Annotated in this window: 14 protein-coding genes; 2 read left to right on the forward strand and 12 right to left on the reverse strand. The window is 42.1% G+C overall.

The features are described from left to right. Window positions 1-12: 12 nt before the first annotated feature. The 3 genes from C4B60_RS08480 to C4B60_RS08490 form a co-directional block, all read right to left on the reverse strand. The gene (locus tag C4B60_RS08480) at window positions 13-774 is read right to left on the reverse strand and encodes a sugar phosphate isomerase/epimerase family protein (RefSeq protein WP_104057570.1); all 762 of its coding nucleotides are present in this window, start codon (window positions 772-774) and stop codon (window positions 13-15) included. Window positions 775-917: 143 nt separating this feature from the next. Next, window positions 918-1916 carry a LacI family DNA-binding transcriptional regulator gene (locus C4B60_RS08485; protein ID WP_104057571.1) on the reverse strand — a complete coding sequence of 333 codons (999 nt, stop codon included), beginning with the start codon at window positions 1914-1916 and terminating at the stop codon, window positions 918-920. 231 nt (window positions 1917-2147) lie between these two features. Beyond that, window positions 2148-2627: a DUF4306 domain-containing protein gene (locus C4B60_RS08490; RefSeq protein WP_104057572.1), complete on the reverse strand. Its 480-nt coding sequence runs from the start codon at window positions 2625-2627 to the stop codon at window positions 2148-2150. A 209-nt stretch (window positions 2628-2836) separates the two neighbouring features. Between C4B60_RS08490 and C4B60_RS08495 the strand changes: the two genes are divergently transcribed. Further along, entirely contained in the window at window positions 2837-3634 is a 798-nt protein-coding gene (locus C4B60_RS08495) for a LysM peptidoglycan-binding domain-containing protein (protein ID WP_104057573.1), read from the forward strand. A gap of 89 nt (window positions 3635-3723) precedes the next feature. On the opposite strand, the gene C4B60_RS08500 is transcribed toward C4B60_RS08495, so the two are convergent. The 9 genes from C4B60_RS08500 to C4B60_RS08540 form a co-directional block, all read right to left on the reverse strand. Then, on the reverse strand, window positions 3724-4515 hold the full coding sequence (locus C4B60_RS08500; protein WP_104057574.1) for an SDR family oxidoreductase: 792 nt from the start codon (window positions 4513-4515) through the stop codon (window positions 3724-3726). A 15-nt stretch (window positions 4516-4530) separates the two neighbouring features. Next, window positions 4531-5742, reverse strand: coding sequence for an L-2-hydroxyglutarate oxidase (lhgO, locus tag C4B60_RS08505; RefSeq protein WP_104057575.1), 1212 nt, complete (start codon window positions 5740-5742; stop codon window positions 4531-4533). Between the two features lie 21 nt (window positions 5743-5763). After that, entirely contained in the window at window positions 5764-7059 is a 1296-nt protein-coding gene (locus C4B60_RS08510) for a (Fe-S)-binding protein (protein WP_104057576.1), read from the reverse strand. Beyond that, window positions 7049-8464, reverse strand: a complete 1416-nt coding sequence (locus C4B60_RS08515; RefSeq protein WP_104057577.1) for an FAD-binding oxidoreductase — start codon at window positions 8462-8464, stop codon at window positions 7049-7051. Before C4B60_RS08515 ends, C4B60_RS08510 begins: the two co-directional genes overlap by 11 nt. Window positions 8465-8476: 12 nt before the next feature. Next, on the reverse strand, window positions 8477-9175 hold the full coding sequence (locus C4B60_RS08520) for a FadR/GntR family transcriptional regulator (protein ID WP_104057578.1): 699 nt from the start codon (window positions 9173-9175) through the stop codon (window positions 8477-8479). 70 nt (window positions 9176-9245) lie between these two features. Continuing rightward, entirely contained in the window at window positions 9246-9980 is a 735-nt protein-coding gene (locus C4B60_RS08525; protein WP_209020072.1) for a FadR/GntR family transcriptional regulator, read from the reverse strand. A 19-nt stretch (window positions 9981-9999) separates the two neighbouring features. Then, window positions 10000-11952: a TRAP transporter permease gene (locus tag C4B60_RS08530; RefSeq protein ID WP_104057579.1), complete on the reverse strand. Its 1953-nt coding sequence runs from the start codon at window positions 11950-11952 to the stop codon at window positions 10000-10002. Between the two features lie 69 nt (window positions 11953-12021). Then, a complete protein-coding gene (locus tag C4B60_RS08535) occupies window positions 12022-13029 on the reverse strand; it encodes a TAXI family TRAP transporter solute-binding subunit (RefSeq protein ID WP_104057580.1) in 1008 nt (335 codons plus the stop codon). Between the two features lie 397 nt (window positions 13030-13426). After that, a complete protein-coding gene (locus C4B60_RS08540; protein WP_167578617.1) occupies window positions 13427-14656 on the reverse strand; it encodes a DUF418 domain-containing protein in 1230 nt (409 codons plus the stop codon). A gap of 259 nt (window positions 14657-14915) precedes the next feature. Here C4B60_RS08540 and C4B60_RS08545 point away from each other — a divergent pair, with 259 nt between their 5' ends. Beyond that, window positions 14916-15761 (forward strand): STAS domain-containing protein, encoded by an 846-nt coding sequence (locus C4B60_RS08545; protein WP_104057582.1) that lies wholly within the window; start codon window positions 14916-14918, stop codon window positions 15759-15761. Window positions 15762-15801: the final 40 nt, after the last annotated feature.

A 15801-nucleotide genomic window follows, 5' to 3' on the forward strand; every position in this document is an offset into this window, starting at 1 on the left:
TCCCCCTTTTATTTAGTTACTTGCTACTGTATTTTTCAAATAGTCAATGCTCTGCTTAATACTTTCAAATGGAGACTTTCTAGATTGATCCTGTTCAATCACCCACCATTCAACTGAAGATGAGGAAATCGCTTCAAGGATCGCCGGGATATCTACACCACCGGTTCCAAGCTCTGCAAAAAACTCTTCACCATCAGTGGTCATATCCTTTAAGTGAATTAATGGCATCCTGTTCTGGTAACGGCTCACCCAATCAAGAGGATTTTCCCCCGCTTTTTGCAGCCAGTACACATCAAATTCTGCTTTTACCCATTCCGGATTCGTTTCCTCTAAGATTCTTTCCAGCGGCTTTACCCCATCATCAAAAGGGAAAAGCTCAAAATCATGATTATGATAAGAAAGCGTGATCCCTTCCTCGCGGGCTCTTTGTCCCGCTTTATTTAAGGTGGCAATTAAATCCTGATAATCCGATTTGGCATGCCGGTCCCTCGGAAGCACCGGGCATACAATATGCCTGTTACCTAATTCCTTTTGATAGGAAAGGACATTTTCCAAGTCGTTTTCAAGCGAATCGAGCGGTACGTGGGCAGCAGCTGTTTTAAGGCCAAGTTCATTTAAAACCCTGCTTAATTCCTTTGCTGATAATCCCCCGTAGCCTGCAAGCTCCACTCCGTCAAAGCCTAATTCCGCAACCTTTTCTAATGTACCGGTAAAGTCTTTTTCGCATTCTTCTCTTAGCGTATACATTTGAACTGCTATCCCTTTAAAGCTCATTTTCTTCCTCCTAAATGTAATCGATTACATTTTTAATTTTAAAACTTCTTTTATTTCTTTTGAAAAGTAAGCTCTTTCGGTGCAACCAATAAATTTTAGTGATGTAACCGATTACATTTTTTATTTAGTTAAATAGTTCTTTTTTACCCCTTAAGGCCGCATGATTCACGCACGATCAATTCACTTTTCAAAACCCTTTCAGCAGGCTTGAAATTGGGATCTTTGATGTGTTCAAGAAGCAATTCCATCGATGCACTTCCCATTTCAACTGCCGGCTGGGCTACCGTGGTAAGTCCAGGCTCAAAAAATGAGGAAAAACGGATATTATCAAAACCTACCACTGCTAAATCTTCAGGAACGTTAATCCCCTTTTCTTTAGCTGCTTTAATGGCGCCCATCGCCATTTCATCACTGGCAGCAAAAAGAGCTGTCGGGCGATCCCTTAATGAAAGAAGTTCCTGCATTTGGTTATAGCCTGATGTAAAGGTAAAATCCCCTTCTCGAATCAGACGATTGTCCCTTTTTAGACCATGCTCAGTCAGGGCATCCAAATAACCGTCCTGGCGGTCAAAGCTAATTCTATTATTCAGTCCTCCTGAAATATGAGCGACCCTTTTATGGCCCAATGACAAAAGGTGAGCTGCTGCCTCTTTCCCGTGTTTCCTATTATCAATCCGCACGGTAGAAATTGACATGTTGTTTAAATACTCTGAAGCTAGTACAACGGGGAACTGAGCGGTCAGTTCATTGAGGGTATCAATATCAATTCGGCTTGAAAGCAGAATCATTCCGTCAACATGCCGCTGCCTGAGCAAATCTAAAAAATCATATTCTTTTTCAACATTCCGGTTTGAGTTGCCAAGAAGCACCCGGTAATTATTTTGAACGGCTGTCTCCTCAATCCCTTGAACCATTTGAGAAAAAATCGTATTTGCAATGTTCGGTACAATGACAAGAATCGTATTCGTTTTGCTTCTTCTGAAATGTCTTGCAAGTACATTAGGCTGATAATTTAATTCGGCAATGCTTTGCATAACCTTCTCTCTCGTCAATTCCTTAACACTCTCCGGATTCCTTAAAACCCTTGATACCGTTGCTGTTGACACATTTGCTCTTTTGGCGACATCGATCATTTTAACCATTGCTCCCGCTCCTTATATGAATCCCTCCTACATAACCATTCTTATTTTTATATTGTTATGTAATCGTTTACATTTTATATTATAGTCTTATATATTCTGAATTGCAAGACTATTTGTTAGATTACTAGATGAATTTCAAAAAGGGACGGAGGTTAATAGATCTCCCTTTTCTCCTTCCGTCCTTTTTATTTCAGTTGGAGTTAATTCAGTGATTTGAAATAGCTTTCACAACTAAGCATTTACCTGATCCTGCCGGAAAGATCCCTTCCTTAGAATCCAGGCAGCACTCAGAATAAATAAAATTCCGCTTGCCAGCCATAAAAGGAAAAATATAAAGCCGCCCACAGTAGGAGAACTCGAGATCCCATAGCTCAAGGCGAAAGCTCCCGCACTCATAACGAATAGGAAATAAGCGAATCGTTTTGGCTCCTTTTTCAAAAGATGATAAGCCGAAAGCACAATCAGTCCAAGGGAGCTAATTATCATTAGTACAGGGTAAAACGGACGAAATTTAGCTGAGTAGAGAAAGAAATCCAGCTGTGAAATCTGATGCTCGGCACTGATGCTGCCATGAAAAAATTGAGAGAACAGAGCCGTATGCTGCCAGTCCCATGGATCATCGAGCAGTGCACTGCCATCAACCCATGCTGCAAATGCAGCGATGGCAAGAATAATCATCAATACTCCAGTCTTCAGAGTCATTTTAAACATGATGGCCACTTCCTTTTTGGTATAGATTTACGTTTTTATGTATTCTCAGATAAGTAGACGATATGATTGCCAAAAAGTAACATGAATTTGAAAATATTCCTTCAATGGGTAAAGTGATGCAGCTGGAAACAATGAGCATATTTTATAATCAAGTCTTTTGAACGTGCATATCTTATTTAGGAAGAATTATAACGCGGGGAGTGAAACTGATGCCGATTGAAAATGGTACTCATTTTGTTTATACCGTTCAGCAGGGAGATAATCTGTACTCTATTGCTAACCGGCTGGGGAGCAGAGTGGCAGATATTGAAAGAGCGAACGGGCTTTATCCGCCCTTTACAGATCCAGGACTAATTAATCCAGGACAGCTGCTGGTGGTGACAAAGCCTGGTGGAAATCAAACCTTCCAAATCGTTGCCACGGGAGATACACTAACTTCCTTCGCCCAGCGTTACGCTGCAGGCACTGATTTACTTTTTGGAATTAACCCTCAGCTTGGCAATCCAAATTTAATTTATGTCAATCAGACCGTTCTAGTCCCGGCGTTTGTGTATGAAGTAGCACAGGGCGATACCCTTACAAGGATTGCTCAGCAGTTTGGCACCTCAGTTGCAGCTATCTTAAGGACGAATCAAGGACGCCCGGCCCTTTCAGCTGATGTTATTTACCCGGGCTACCGCCTGCTTATCCCTCATCCTTCTTCATCAAATATCGTTGTATTCCGTCCAATTCCCGGAACCACCATCCAACAGGGCCAAACCCTTTCAGGCTATGCGAGGGCCTTTGAGGGAGCCATCCTATACCAAATCGTTGATGACGCAGGAACAACCGTCACAAACGAATCACCCATCCAGGCATCAGAAGGCGGTCCCGCATTTGGCACCTTCTCCATCCCAATCAGATTCAACCGCACTCCACAAACATCCACCGGCCAGCTCCGCGTCTACTCAAGAAGCGCAAACGACGGAAGCATCCAGGACCTTGTAAGGGTAAGGATTTTGTTTTAAAGAGCTTTGAAAAAGTGCCAGGCACCCCTCGAACCATGTCGATTTCATTCGACAAAGTTTGAGGGGTGCCTGGCACTTGTCATTCTGTGCTATAGCAGATTCTTTACCATCCCGCCGTCGACGAGGAGGGCCTGGCCGGTTATATAGGAGTTGGCAGGCGAGCACAGGAATACTGCGATTGATGCAAATTCCTGAGGCTTGCCATAACGGCCGAGTGGAATGGCTTTTTCGGATGCAGCTTTTACTTCTTCGTAGGAGCGCTCCTGTTTTTTGGCAGCAATGGTGTCGAGTTCTTCTACACGGTCTGTTGCGATTCTGCCGGGGCCGAGGGTATTAATCAGGATGTTATCCTGTGCGAGCTCCTGGGACAGGCTTTTTGATAAGCCTAAGATTCCCGCTCTAAATGTATTGGATAGAATAAGTCCGTCAATGGGCTGCTTAATCGATGAGGAAGCAAAGTTCAGAATATGCCCCCCGCCCTGTTTTCTCATATACGGAAGGACCTCGCGAATTGCACGGACGAAGCTTAGAAGATTCAATTCAAAAGCCTTCTGCCAATTATCATCGCCATGCGCATCAAAGCCGCCTGCCGGAGGACCGCCTGCATTATTGATCAGCACATCAACTGTTCCATAACGGCTTGCCGTTTCTTCAACAAGGGAAGCGATTTCTGCCTCTTTCGTTATGTCACAAACCTGGTAATTCACTTCTGCACCAGTCGCATCGATGATTTCCTTTGTGGTCTCTTCAAGCTGCCCTGCATCCCGGCTGGAAAGCATAATGCGCGCTCCCTCTTTTGCAAACTCAAATGCAGTGGCCTTTCCTAACCCTTTACTTGAAGCCAAAACAAGTACTGATTTCCCTTTTATGCCTAGATCCATTTTTATCCGCTCCTTTTATAAGATGATTTCATTTAATGCGCCAAGATGAGGTATTCGTTCTGCTACTGACCTGCCAATTTCTAATGAAGCAGTGGCAGCTGGAGACGGGGCATTGCAAACATGAATGCTTTTCTTACCGTTAATAATAAAGAAATCATCTACTAAGCTTCCATCTTGTTTTAAGGCTTGAGCTCTTACACCAGCCGGGCCCGGAACCAGGTCCTCTGAAGTTATGGCGGGCAGCAGGACTTGTGCACTTTGAACAAACTTTGATTTAACGAATGAACGATAGATTTCGCCCATCCCATCCAAAGGAAACTTCATTGCAAGCTTCCAAAACCCAGGGTATGTAACCATTTCTGAAAAATCCTTCAGATGAAAATCAGTTTTTTTATATGCTTCCCGTTTAAACGCGGGAACCGCATTAGGTCCTACATCCACAGCCCCGTTAATCATTCTGGTAAAGTGAACGCCAAGAAAAGGGAAGTTCGGATTCGGTACCGGGTAAATTAAATTTTTCACCAAATGTCTCTTTTCCTCTTTTAACATGAAATATTCTCCGCGGAATGGGACGATTTTCATGTCGATCAAATACCCTGCCATTTTTGCTATTCGATCACTCTGTAATCCTGCACAGTTAATTAAGTAATGCCCCTGGTACGTTGATGTATTGGTTTCAATTGTAACGTAATCGCTGCCTTCATTGATAGACATTACTTCTGCCTCGTTTACAATCTGCCCCTCCTGATTGCGAATCAGCTCTGCCAGTTTTTCTGATACTTCTTTGTAATCAATAATTCCGGCTGTTGGTACATGGATCGCTTCTAAACCGTTGACATGAGGTTCTTTTTCAAGCAATTGCTCCTTTGAAAGTTTCTCAATCGGCAAGTCGTTTTCAATTCCCCGTTTGTAGAGATTCTCTAAATGAACCAGCTCTTCCTGATTTGTGGCAACAATAACTTTTCCGCAAATATCATGCTTTATCCTATGCTTTTCTGCAAAGCTTCTCATTCCTTCACTTCCAGCCTTGGCAAAGCGTGCTTTAAAGCTTCCAGGTTTATAGTAGATTCCTGAATGAATCACACCGCTGTTGCGCCCTGTCTGATGCTGAGCCAGCTTCTTTTCTTTTTCGAGGATCAGCAGCTTCGCTGTAGGATCCTTTTCTAAAATTGCTGCTCCTACTGAAAGACCTACAATTCCTCCGCCTATAATCATAAAATCATACATTAACCCATTCCTCCGTCCTTCTTAACTAACGTCACACGCTTCTGCCAGTAACTCGACGATATGTTTTACATCTATTTTTCCTTCAAGCCCTTCACGCTTCACCCCTAATATCATTTGGAGGTGGCAGCCTGGATTTGTCGTAACAATCAAATGAGGTTTCGTTTCCTGAACGGTTTTCATTTTCATATCTAAAATCTTCATCGATTCTTCATGGTGCACGATATTATATATACCTGCAGAACCGCAGCAAAGGTCCTGACTCTTCATTCTGGCGAACTCAATTCCTGGAATCTGTTCTATTAATCTCATAGGCTCCTGTACTACCTTTTGAACATTTGTAAGATGACAGGATGGCTGATAGGTTATCCTTCTATTAATCGTGTTAACAATAGGCAATTCCAACCGGGATAAAATATAGCTAATATCTTTATTTTTTTCTGCAAAGGTTTTCGCGCGTTCATACCAGGTGCTGCCTGGGTCAAATAAGTGATGGTATTCAACTAATGCAGCACCGCAGCCTCCTATGGCATTAATGATAAAATCGCACTCCAGCTTTTCAAATGCTTCTATATTATGTTTGGCCAATTTAATGGCTGTTTCTTTCTCTGCACTATGCTGGTGAAGCGCCCCGCAGCACGTTTGTTCCTTTAAAAAAACTACTTCACAATTCGCTTTTTGGAGTAGCTTCATGCTTAAATCATTAACACGCGAGAAAAATGTGTCCATAATACACCCCGTGAAAAAAGCCACCTTCAGCTTGGTCTTCTTCTTTTTCGGCAACTCGTGATAAGGATTTCGTGCAAGAGGTTTTTCAATAGTCGGAGTAATCTGCTCCATAGCAGCAAGAGATGGCGAGACTTTGTTAATGACACCTGATTTACGAACCACTTTATCTGCTTTTGTTTTTTGATAAAGCCTCAGTCCGGTTCCAACCAGCTTAAGCATTTTCTTATTGGGAAGTGCTTGCTTAAATATAACCGTACGAATTGCTTTTTCTGAGAAGGATTGCTTATCTTTACGATATTCCCCGAGCACATCGATTGCAGAATCAAGAATTTTCCCGTACTCCACATTAGTGGGACAAACGGTTTCACACGCTCGGCATCCAAGGCAATAGTCTATAGGGTTTTCTAAATCTTCTATTCCAATTTTCCCTTCAGCTGCCAGCTTAACGAGTTGTATTCTTCCCCGAGGCGAATGGCTTTCTTTTCCAAAGGCCAGATACGTAGGGCAGGAAGGGAGGCAGTAACCGCATTTGACACAGCTGAATGTTTCATCATAGGCAAGCTTATCCCTAAGCATTGTGCTAGTAGTCATTTCGCAGCTCAAACCTTTCTCCTTGAACCGGGAAGATTTTTCCTGGGTTCAAAATATTTTTTGGATCCCATGCTTCTTTAATGCTTTTCATCATCTCAAGGCCGTCCACTCCAAGTTCCATTTCCATAAATGGCGCTTTCATCGTGCCGATGCCGTGTTCTCCGGAGAGGGTTCCACCGAGTTCAATAGCCGCTTTAAAAATTTCCTCAACGGCCATTTCAACTCTTCTCATCTCTTCCTGGTCCCGCTGATCTGTAATAATATTCGGATGAAGATTCCCGTCTCCGGCATGACCGAAAACTACTAAATGGATGTTATATTTCTCTTTTATTATTTTCATTCTTCTAAACATCTCTGGGATTTGGCTTCTCGGAATGGTTGCATCCTCTGAAATTTTAGTAGGCTTGATTTTAACAATGGCAGGCGAAACCAATTTACGTGCCTTCCACAGCTCCATCTCTTCTTCTTTATTCTGAGCCACCCGTACTGACCTGGCCCCAACGTTCATGCAAACTGTTTTCACCTGTTCCATTTCTTCCATTAATGCTTGCGGATGTCCATCAAGTTCAATCAGCAGAATGGCTTCCACATCAATAGGCAGCCCGAGTGAGGCATATTCCTCAACGGCAATTATCGAGCTTTGGTCCATCATTTCCATTTTAGACGGCATAATTCCTGACCCTAACACTTTTGAAATGGCTCGGCCTGAATCGATGATTTCATCGAATAAAACCATTGCGGTCATCGAAGCCTTCGGTCTTGGAATTAAGCGCAAAGTGGCTTCGGTAATAATGGCGAGGGTTCCTTCAGATCCTACAATTAACTTTGTCAGGTCATAGCCGGTAACATTTTTAACCGTTTTACCGCCTGTTCGAACAATCTTGCCGGCAGCCGTAACCACTTCAAGACCTAATACGTAATCCTTTGTCACTCCATATTTCAAACCGCGTGGTCCCCCTGCATTCTCTGCCAGGTTCCCCCCAATTGTTGAGACATGAGCACTGCTTGGATCAGGCGGGTACATTAAACCAAATTGCTGGGCAGCATCATTAATAGTTGAAGTGATTACACCAGGAGAAACCGTGGCAACTAAGTTTTCCTCATCAATCTCAAGCTTTGTATCCCAAAGTGAAAAATCAAGCACAATTCCTCCTTTAACGGGCAAAGGTCCTCCGCTTAAGCTTGTCCCTCTCCCTCTTGGACATATAGGGACTAGATATTGATTTGCAATTTGTACAATAGCTGCAACTTCTTTTGAGGACATCGGCTGACAGACAATTTCCGGCTTATGCATTCCAAAGGATGCATCAAAAGCAAAGCTATAGAGGTCAGCATCATCGGTTAGTATACGGGATGAATGTATTGCAGCTTTTAATCTATCTATTATTTCATCAGTTACTTTCACATTGCCTGCCTCCTATATATAATGATGTCGTATTTTAATAGAGTGGAGATGATTCCACATTGCTTTTTTTGCTTCTTCAGGGTTATTACTCATGATGGCTTCAAATATTAACCGGTGCTCTTTCATTACCAGCTTGCTTTCATCCCGCTGCAGCAGAGTTTCCATCCGGTTCTGCCGAATAAAAAAATACACCTTTTGGGAGATTACCTCCATCAGATCTTTCATGATCGTATTGTTCGCAGCTTTTAAAATAGCCCCATGGAATGCATAATCCTCTTCTATTGCCAATTCCCCTTTTTCTTCAGCGTGCACAAGATTATTAAATGTGCGTATTAAAACTTCCCGCTGCTCATCTGTCATTCTTTTGGCAGCATAATAAGCAGCGTCTCCTTCTATTGCCTGTCTTAGCTCAACCAGCTCTGCAAGATCATTTTTCTGAGGGTTTAATACGGAAAACAGTTCTTGCTGAATCACCTGTTTGGATTGATTTACAAGAAACAAGCCTACTCCCGGTCTGATCTGAACAATGCCATTTGCTTCTAAAACGGAAATGGCTTCTTTTACGGTTGTTCTGGATACTTCCAGAAGATCGGCAATCGTCCTTTCTGAAGGAAGCTTATCCCCTGGCTTTAAATTCTCTTTTGAAATAGATGTGAAAATTTCATTAATTACCTCTTGATACAAGCGGCTTTTTTTCTTAATTGGCTTCAATTGTTACTTCCCTCCGATCTGAGGTCTACTGGTTGGTCCAGTTGGTAAAAAAAGAAGAGAAGAGCAATTTTTACTCATCCTCTTGAATTAATTTGATAGGCTTAACTCTTGTATCACCGAGTTTAATTCTGGCATTTGTCAAGTGATGCTTCATGTGGAAAGCAGCAGCTTCGGGATCCTTGGCGCGAATGGCTTCATAGATAAAGAGATGCTCCTGATACACTTGCTCCCTTTTCCTTTTTAATCCCAGATTTTTCTTTAATGAAAAATTAAGGGTTTGCCTGTATAACTCTCTCAAATTGTGAATCGTTTGAATAATGAACGTATTTTTAGAAGCACTTACGATTTCCTTGTGAAAAAGAAAGTCTGCTTCGTCCCCAATTTCCCGTTCGTCATGAATGGTCTCTGAAAACTTATCCAATGCCGCTTTAATCGCTTTCAATTCTTCATCGGAGTGTCTGGTTGCGGCTAATGCGGAAGCTTCAGTTTCTACAATGGTCCTCATTTCAAGTAAATCGTATACTTCATCCACCGTAACCATTTCGAGAGTAACGGAGTCAAGCAGGTTTACAAGAAGAACTTCATTAACATAATTCCCACCGCCCTGGCGAGACTCTACCAGGCCGCTTGCAACGAGGACACTGATCGCTTCCCTTACAGGAGCGCGGCTGACACCAAACATTTTCGCGAGTTCATTCTCAGAAGGCAGCTTGCTTTTAGGAGGCAATGTGCCTTCCTGAATCATTTTCTTCAGCTGTTCGAGAATTTGCTGAGACATTTTCGTTTTTTTTACCGGGATAATCAAATTGATGTCCCCCTTACTTTTAAGTTGTAACGGTAGAAGAGGTGATCTTTTTTTCTCGGGCAAAATGGAACAAAATCATAAGGCCTAAGATCCCTATACCAATACCGTCTGTAAGAAGTCCTGGCTTTATAAGCATCATGGCCCCTGCAAAAAATCCTAGTCTTTCTATAATATTAAGTTTAACATTCAGGAAGTTATTTATCGAGATTGCAAGCCCGAAAATACCAATCAGCGCAGTCAGAAAAGGAATAATCACCTCGTAAAAAGGTACAGTCCCTCCGGCTGGATCCTGCATGATCAAGATTGGGTTGTAGGCAATCATAAAGGGAACGATAAAGCCCGGCAATGCAAGTCTTAATGCCGTCCAGGATGTTTTCATTGCATCTGCTCCTGCAATCCCAGCAGCGGTATAAGCAGCTAGCGCCACAGGCGGTGTCACATTGGACAGTGCCCCAAACCAGAAAACAAAGAAGTGTGCAGCAAGAGGATTAATTCCTGCATTTATAAGTGCAGGCGCCGCCGTTACTGCTACGATAATATACAAAGCTGTTGATGGCAGTCCCAAACTCAATACAATACACGTGACCATTACTAAAAGTAAGATGATAATCATGGTACCGCCAGCCAGATTAAGTATATTGTAAGCGAAGGTAGAGCCTAATCCGGTCATGGTTACAACTGAGATGATAATTCCTATCGAAGCACAGGCAATTCCTACCTGTATCGACCCTCTTGCGCCATCTACCAAAGCCTGGAATGCTTTAGCAGGGGTCACTCTTGTTGATTTATCCCGCGTCAGCCAGCTTGCAATAATTACGGAGATAATTCCTGCGAAACCTGCAAATAAAGGTGTTCTTCCAAGGAGCAAAGCCCCTATTACAATTAGAATTGGGAGCAGCAGCACCCCACGCTCCAGCAACACCTTTTTCACTAGAGGTATAGATTCTTTGCTCATTCCCTTTAGCCCTTGCTTCTTTGCTTCTAAATCGATCGCGATTATTAAAGAAGCATAATATAAGATACTTGGAATAATGGCAGCTAGTATGATAGTTGAGTACGAGACACCTAAAAACCCTGCCATTATAAAAGCGGCAGCACCCATGATCGGCGGCATGATCATTCCACCTGTTGAAGCAGCTGCTTCGACGGCTCCTGCAAATCTTGGCTTTAACCCGATCCCTTTCATCAAAGGAATTGTGAAACTTCCTGTTGTAGCTACGTTTGCCACAGCGCTTCCGCTCAAGGAACCTGTCAATGCACTTGAAATAACAGCAACCTGTGCGGGTCCTCCTCTTCTTCTCCCTGCAATCGCCATTGCGAGTTCATTAAAGAACTGTGAAGCACCACTGACCGTTAAAAAAGCTCCAAAAAGGATAAAAAGCACGATGTATGTGGATGCGATGGATAACGTCATCCCGAAAATTCCTTCTGTTGTCATGTACATTCTGTATAGCAATCTCTCAATACTGAATCCTGCGTGGCCAAACATCCCCGGAAAATACGGACCAAACATTGCATAGATAATCGCAATAGCTGAAAGTAACGGGATAAATATACCGATAGCCCGTCTTGAGGCTTCCAGCAAAACTAAAATCAGAATAACCGCAAAAATATAATCCTGTGTAATAGCTTGTGAAGAACGCTCAACATGGATGGTCGTATAAAACATTACTATGTATGATACACCAGCCAGACCCAGCACTATAAACAGAATATCTACTATCCCCAGCTTTGATCGATCGGATTTTTTGGTAATAGGATATAGAAGAAACGTTAAAGTAAGCAAAAAACCTAAAAATATTCCGTTACGGTAGATCTCCTGGATAGTGGAAAAACCATTGGTATAAATTGCAAAAATCGATAGACCTGCCGCCACAGCTAACATGAAGATCTTCATACCGCCTGTAAAGTCTCTCAATCCCCCGCCGGCTTCATTATCTACTATTGCATCTGTTTTAGTATTCTGTTCCATCAGAATAGCACCTCTCTTTTAAAAGAATGAAGAAGTGGAAACCGGGTACCCCTGCCTCCACTTTAATCATTATTCTGCTTCAGGCGGAATTAACTCATCAGGCACTTCAATTCCTTCTTCTTCAAAAAATCTGTATGCTCCGTTATGCAACGGTGCAGGCAATCCATCTAAAGCTGTTTCAAGTGTCATCTCTTTTGCAGAATTATGAACTCCATAAATAAAATCAAGATTCTCATACATTGTTTTTGTGAGCATGTATACCGTATCGTCATCAAGGTCAATTGATGCTGCTAAAATATTCGGCTGGGCAATTGTTTCAATATCCTCTGTCTGATTCGGATACGTTTCTGCCGGAATGGTGTATTGGTACCATGCATTTGAAACGGCAGAAATTTGTTCAAACTGCTCATCTGTAATTTCTAAAACACTAGCTCCCACATTACTTGCGTACATATCAGTAATGGCCGCAACTGGAACTCCTGCAGGCAGCGATCCTCCGTCAAGCCTTCCATCCCGCATGGCAGAAATCGTGTCATCGTATCCTAAATACTCAGGTTTTATATTCTCTTTTGTTAATCCAAGACCCTCCATCATAACAAGCGTTGATTCTTCAGTTCCACTTGCTTGAGGACCTACTGAAAAGGTTTTGCCTTCGATATCTGAGATCGTACCTGTATCAATCTGGTTATCTTTTAAAACAAAATGCTCAACATTAGGCCAAATCATGGCAACGGTTCTTAGATCCTCATAAGCATTTCCTTCAAAACTGCCTTCACCATTATAAGCTTGAGAGGCAATTAGTCCTTGCAGTATTGAAAAATCAGCTTCTCCCTTTTTCATTAAATCAATATTTTCAACCGAGCCTGCTGAAGATTGCCCGCTTGCATTAATGCCTTCATCCTTTAATTCCTGTGACCAAAGATTTCCTATTCCTACACCAATCGGGTAATATGTACCTCCAGTAGACGCCGTGGCAATCGTAATATACTGATTACCTCCAGCTGATCCCCCTTCTGAACCGCAAGCGGCCAGCATTAGCACCATACTTGCGATGATTCCCTGCTTTAAGTATTTCATAAAAAGCTCCCCCTTTGTAAGCGCTTTACTAAACTTGTATTACAAGCATACAACAGGACCATATTACAAGCAATACAATATACTGTATTTTCTTAATTTTTTATTATTGGTGAATTTGTGCTTTCAATATTCAACTAAGATCTCCTCAAAAAAAGAATCCTTCAGACGAATCTTTTAAAAACGAAAAAACTGCCCGGCGGGATTGTCCGGGCAGTTCATCGTGCTTTACATTAGTGTCTTTAAGGGCATCGTCTGTTCAAACTACTTCTTCACAGAACTCAAATTCCTTTCTGAATTAATTTGAAAGTTTATTTTGATTCTATCATGATGACCTCCTGCTTAAATAGGCAGAGAACTACTATTTCTTTTTTTCAAAATCGCAGACGCTAGTAAGCCATTACGCCGCTTTCGATCCGCTATCCCTATTCCCATATGTCCATTTTCTCCAAATGAACTCCATCGGTCCCTGTTTATATCGTTTAAGCATCTGGTGACTTAAGAAGACCTGCACCGTATAAATGCCAATCGCAATTAAAACACCCTGGGCTTTTGATACCTCTCCAAACAGCCCCAGTCCATATCCATTGAAAATCAGAACCGCAATAATAGACTGCATAAGATAATTTGTTAACGCCATGCGGCCCACAGAGGAAAACGGCATTAGCAATAGCTCAACGTTCTTCTTCCTTGTGATGAAGACCACTCCTGCTACATAAAACAGCATCATAAACGGTCCGCCAAGTGTATTAAACCCTTCAGCTATCGGCATCGACATATAAGCGGGCATGTCCAGTAAATTGTATCTAACCGCTACAGACAAACCGACAAGCGGCGCCCCAACCAGAAGGCCAGTCCATAGTACTTTTTTCCATCTGTGAAGATTTCCTTCAATATCGTGAAACATTCCTGTTTTCCCAAAATACAGCCCGATTAAGAAAAGAGGTAAAATTGTCGGGATGATGAGGAATACTTGAAATAATATAAATAATACCTCATTCCAAAAACGGTAGGAGAGAATTTCTCCAAAGCTTCCATTTGTCATAACAGAAGCTGCAAGCATTTCAGCAGCCTGAATTGATTCTCTTGTTTCAAGGCCTTGATTAAGGGAAAGGTTGAGACCCCAGCCGCTTATCAGGAGTACCGCTGTAAAGAAGAACGTGCCTGCAAGCAGCAATGAGATTGCCCATATCTTAATAACTTTAGGTGTACGTTTAATAAAAAGCGGCAGCAGAAAGCCTGTCAATGCGTATGTATGTAAAATATCTCCTGACCAAATAAAAATTAGATGAGCAAGCCCAAGCAAAAGCAGAAAAACAAGTCGTCGCATAAACATCCGGGTTGCCGGCAAATTCTTATCAAGTAAGCGGCTGTAAAAAATATAGAAACCTAAACCAAAAAGCATCGAAAACATCGGATAAAACTTTCCATCTACAAAAAAGTTTGTCAGAAGCGTGAGTGTGGAATTTAATCCCCCCTCCGGCAGCGTCTCCCCATCTATCAAACTGCCCATCTCAGAAAACACAGGCATCTTAAACGCAATCATATTCGCAATCAAAATCCCAAAAAGCGCAAACCCCCTAACAATATCCAGCGTATGAATACGCTCCTTCACCGAAACAAAACTCATCAACATAACCCCCTAAAAATTTCTAACTCCTTTTATCCTACTTGATCGACAAGTGCCTGTCACTCCCCGAATTGTGTCGATACAATTCGGGGAATGACAGGCACTTGTCATGTTTTCCCCATGGATTACCTGCTGCTGCCGTTTTCTTTGGTATAATATATATAGAAAAGTAATCCGAGTATGCTTCAGCAGGTTTATCAGCTGTTACGAGTGGTATGATCATAGTTGAGGGTCATTTCGAATTTAGAGGGGTATACATATGAATTCAACCGCTTTTACGTATAAAAAGTTTACCAATTTTGATGAAGCTGCAGACAGCATTCTTAGAATGATGAGCAAGATGTTAAAGATCAACACTCTTTTTATTGCCAAAAATGATCAGAAGACAAATGAAATTGTGAAGGTTGTTAACAAAGAGGTCTTATTAAAGGAAGGTGATAAGCTTCCTTTTGAAGAAACCTTCTGTAAATTAAGTGTAGATCATGGCAAAAATGTACTGTTCATACCTGACATAACAAAAAGCGATCTTACAAATGCCCTGAATGTTACGCGCAATTTAGGAAGCGGCAGCTTTGTGGGTCTGCCTATTTTTTACGAGGATGGAAGAAATTACGGAACCATCTGCGGGCTCGATACTGAGCAGTTTAACCTTACTGAGGAGCATGTGGAGTTATTTGAGACAATGAGCTCCCTCCTGTCCTATTGTCTGGAGCTTGATGATGCGAACAGGCAAATTCAGACATTGTCAGCGCCGCTCGTTCCAATCACTAAGGGAGTAGCCATTCTTCCTATTATCGGCAATATCAATGAATTCCGCCTGGAGGCCATTATTGAATTGGCCCTTACAAAGAGCGGGACTCTTTCCCTTGATTATTTAATTATTGACCTTTCAGGAATTCTCCAAATTAACGATATGGTGAGTTCATCCCTTTTAAAAATTGTCAGCATGCTGCGTCTGATAGGCGTTACACCGATCCTTACCGGAATCAGACCGGATTTGGCGATAAAGACCATTAACATGAATTCAGATCTTAGCTCTGTACAAACTCAAGCTACCCTTGAGAGTGCGTTAAAATCAATTGGGTTCAGGCTGAGCAGGGAATAGAATCATTTTTGAAATAGAAAAAAGGTGAAGCCTTAAAACT

This window comes from Jeotgalibacillus proteolyticus (genome assembly GCF_002926065.1).
GTDB lineage: Bacteria > Bacillota > Bacilli > Bacillales > Jeotgalibacillaceae > Jeotgalibacillus > Jeotgalibacillus proteolyticus.

Bases quoted from the DNA above. Each gene is read 5' to 3' on its own strand.
- C4B60_RS08540 (WP_167578617.1), bottom strand. From the start codon at position 14,656: ATGAGTTTTGTTTCGGTGAAGGAGCGTATTCATACGCTGGATATTGTT.
- C4B60_RS08535 (WP_104057580.1), bottom strand. From the start codon at position 13,029: ATGAAATACTTAAAGCAGGGAATCATCGCAAGTATGGTGCTAATGCTG.
- C4B60_RS08480 (WP_104057570.1), bottom strand. From the start codon at position 774: ATGAGCTTTAAAGGGATAGCAGTTCAAATGTATACGCTAAGAGAAGAA.
- C4B60_RS08490 (WP_104057572.1), bottom strand. From the start codon at position 2,627: ATGTTTAAAATGACTCTGAAGACTGGAGTATTGATGATTATTCTTGCC.
- C4B60_RS08510 (WP_104057576.1), bottom strand. From the start codon at position 7,059: ATGACTACTAGCACAATGCTTAGGGATAAGCTTGCCTATGATGAAACA.
- C4B60_RS08530 (WP_104057579.1), bottom strand. From the start codon at position 11,952: ATGGAACAGAATACTAAAACAGATGCAATAGTAGATAATGAAGCCGGC.
- C4B60_RS08485 (WP_104057571.1), bottom strand. From the start codon at position 1,916: ATGGTTAAAATGATCGATGTCGCCAAAAGAGCAAATGTGTCAACAGCA.
- C4B60_RS08545 (WP_104057582.1), top strand. From the start codon at position 14,916: ATGAATTCAACCGCTTTTACGTATAAAAAGTTTACCAATTTTGATGAA.
- lhgO (WP_104057575.1), bottom strand. From the start codon at position 5,742: ATGTATGATTTTATGATTATAGGCGGAGGAATTGTAGGTCTTTCAGTA.
- C4B60_RS08495 (WP_104057573.1), top strand. From the start codon at position 2,837: ATGCCGATTGAAAATGGTACTCATTTTGTTTATACCGTTCAGCAGGGA.
- C4B60_RS08500 (WP_104057574.1), bottom strand. From the start codon at position 4,515: ATGGATCTAGGCATAAAAGGGAAATCAGTACTTGTTTTGGCTTCAAGT.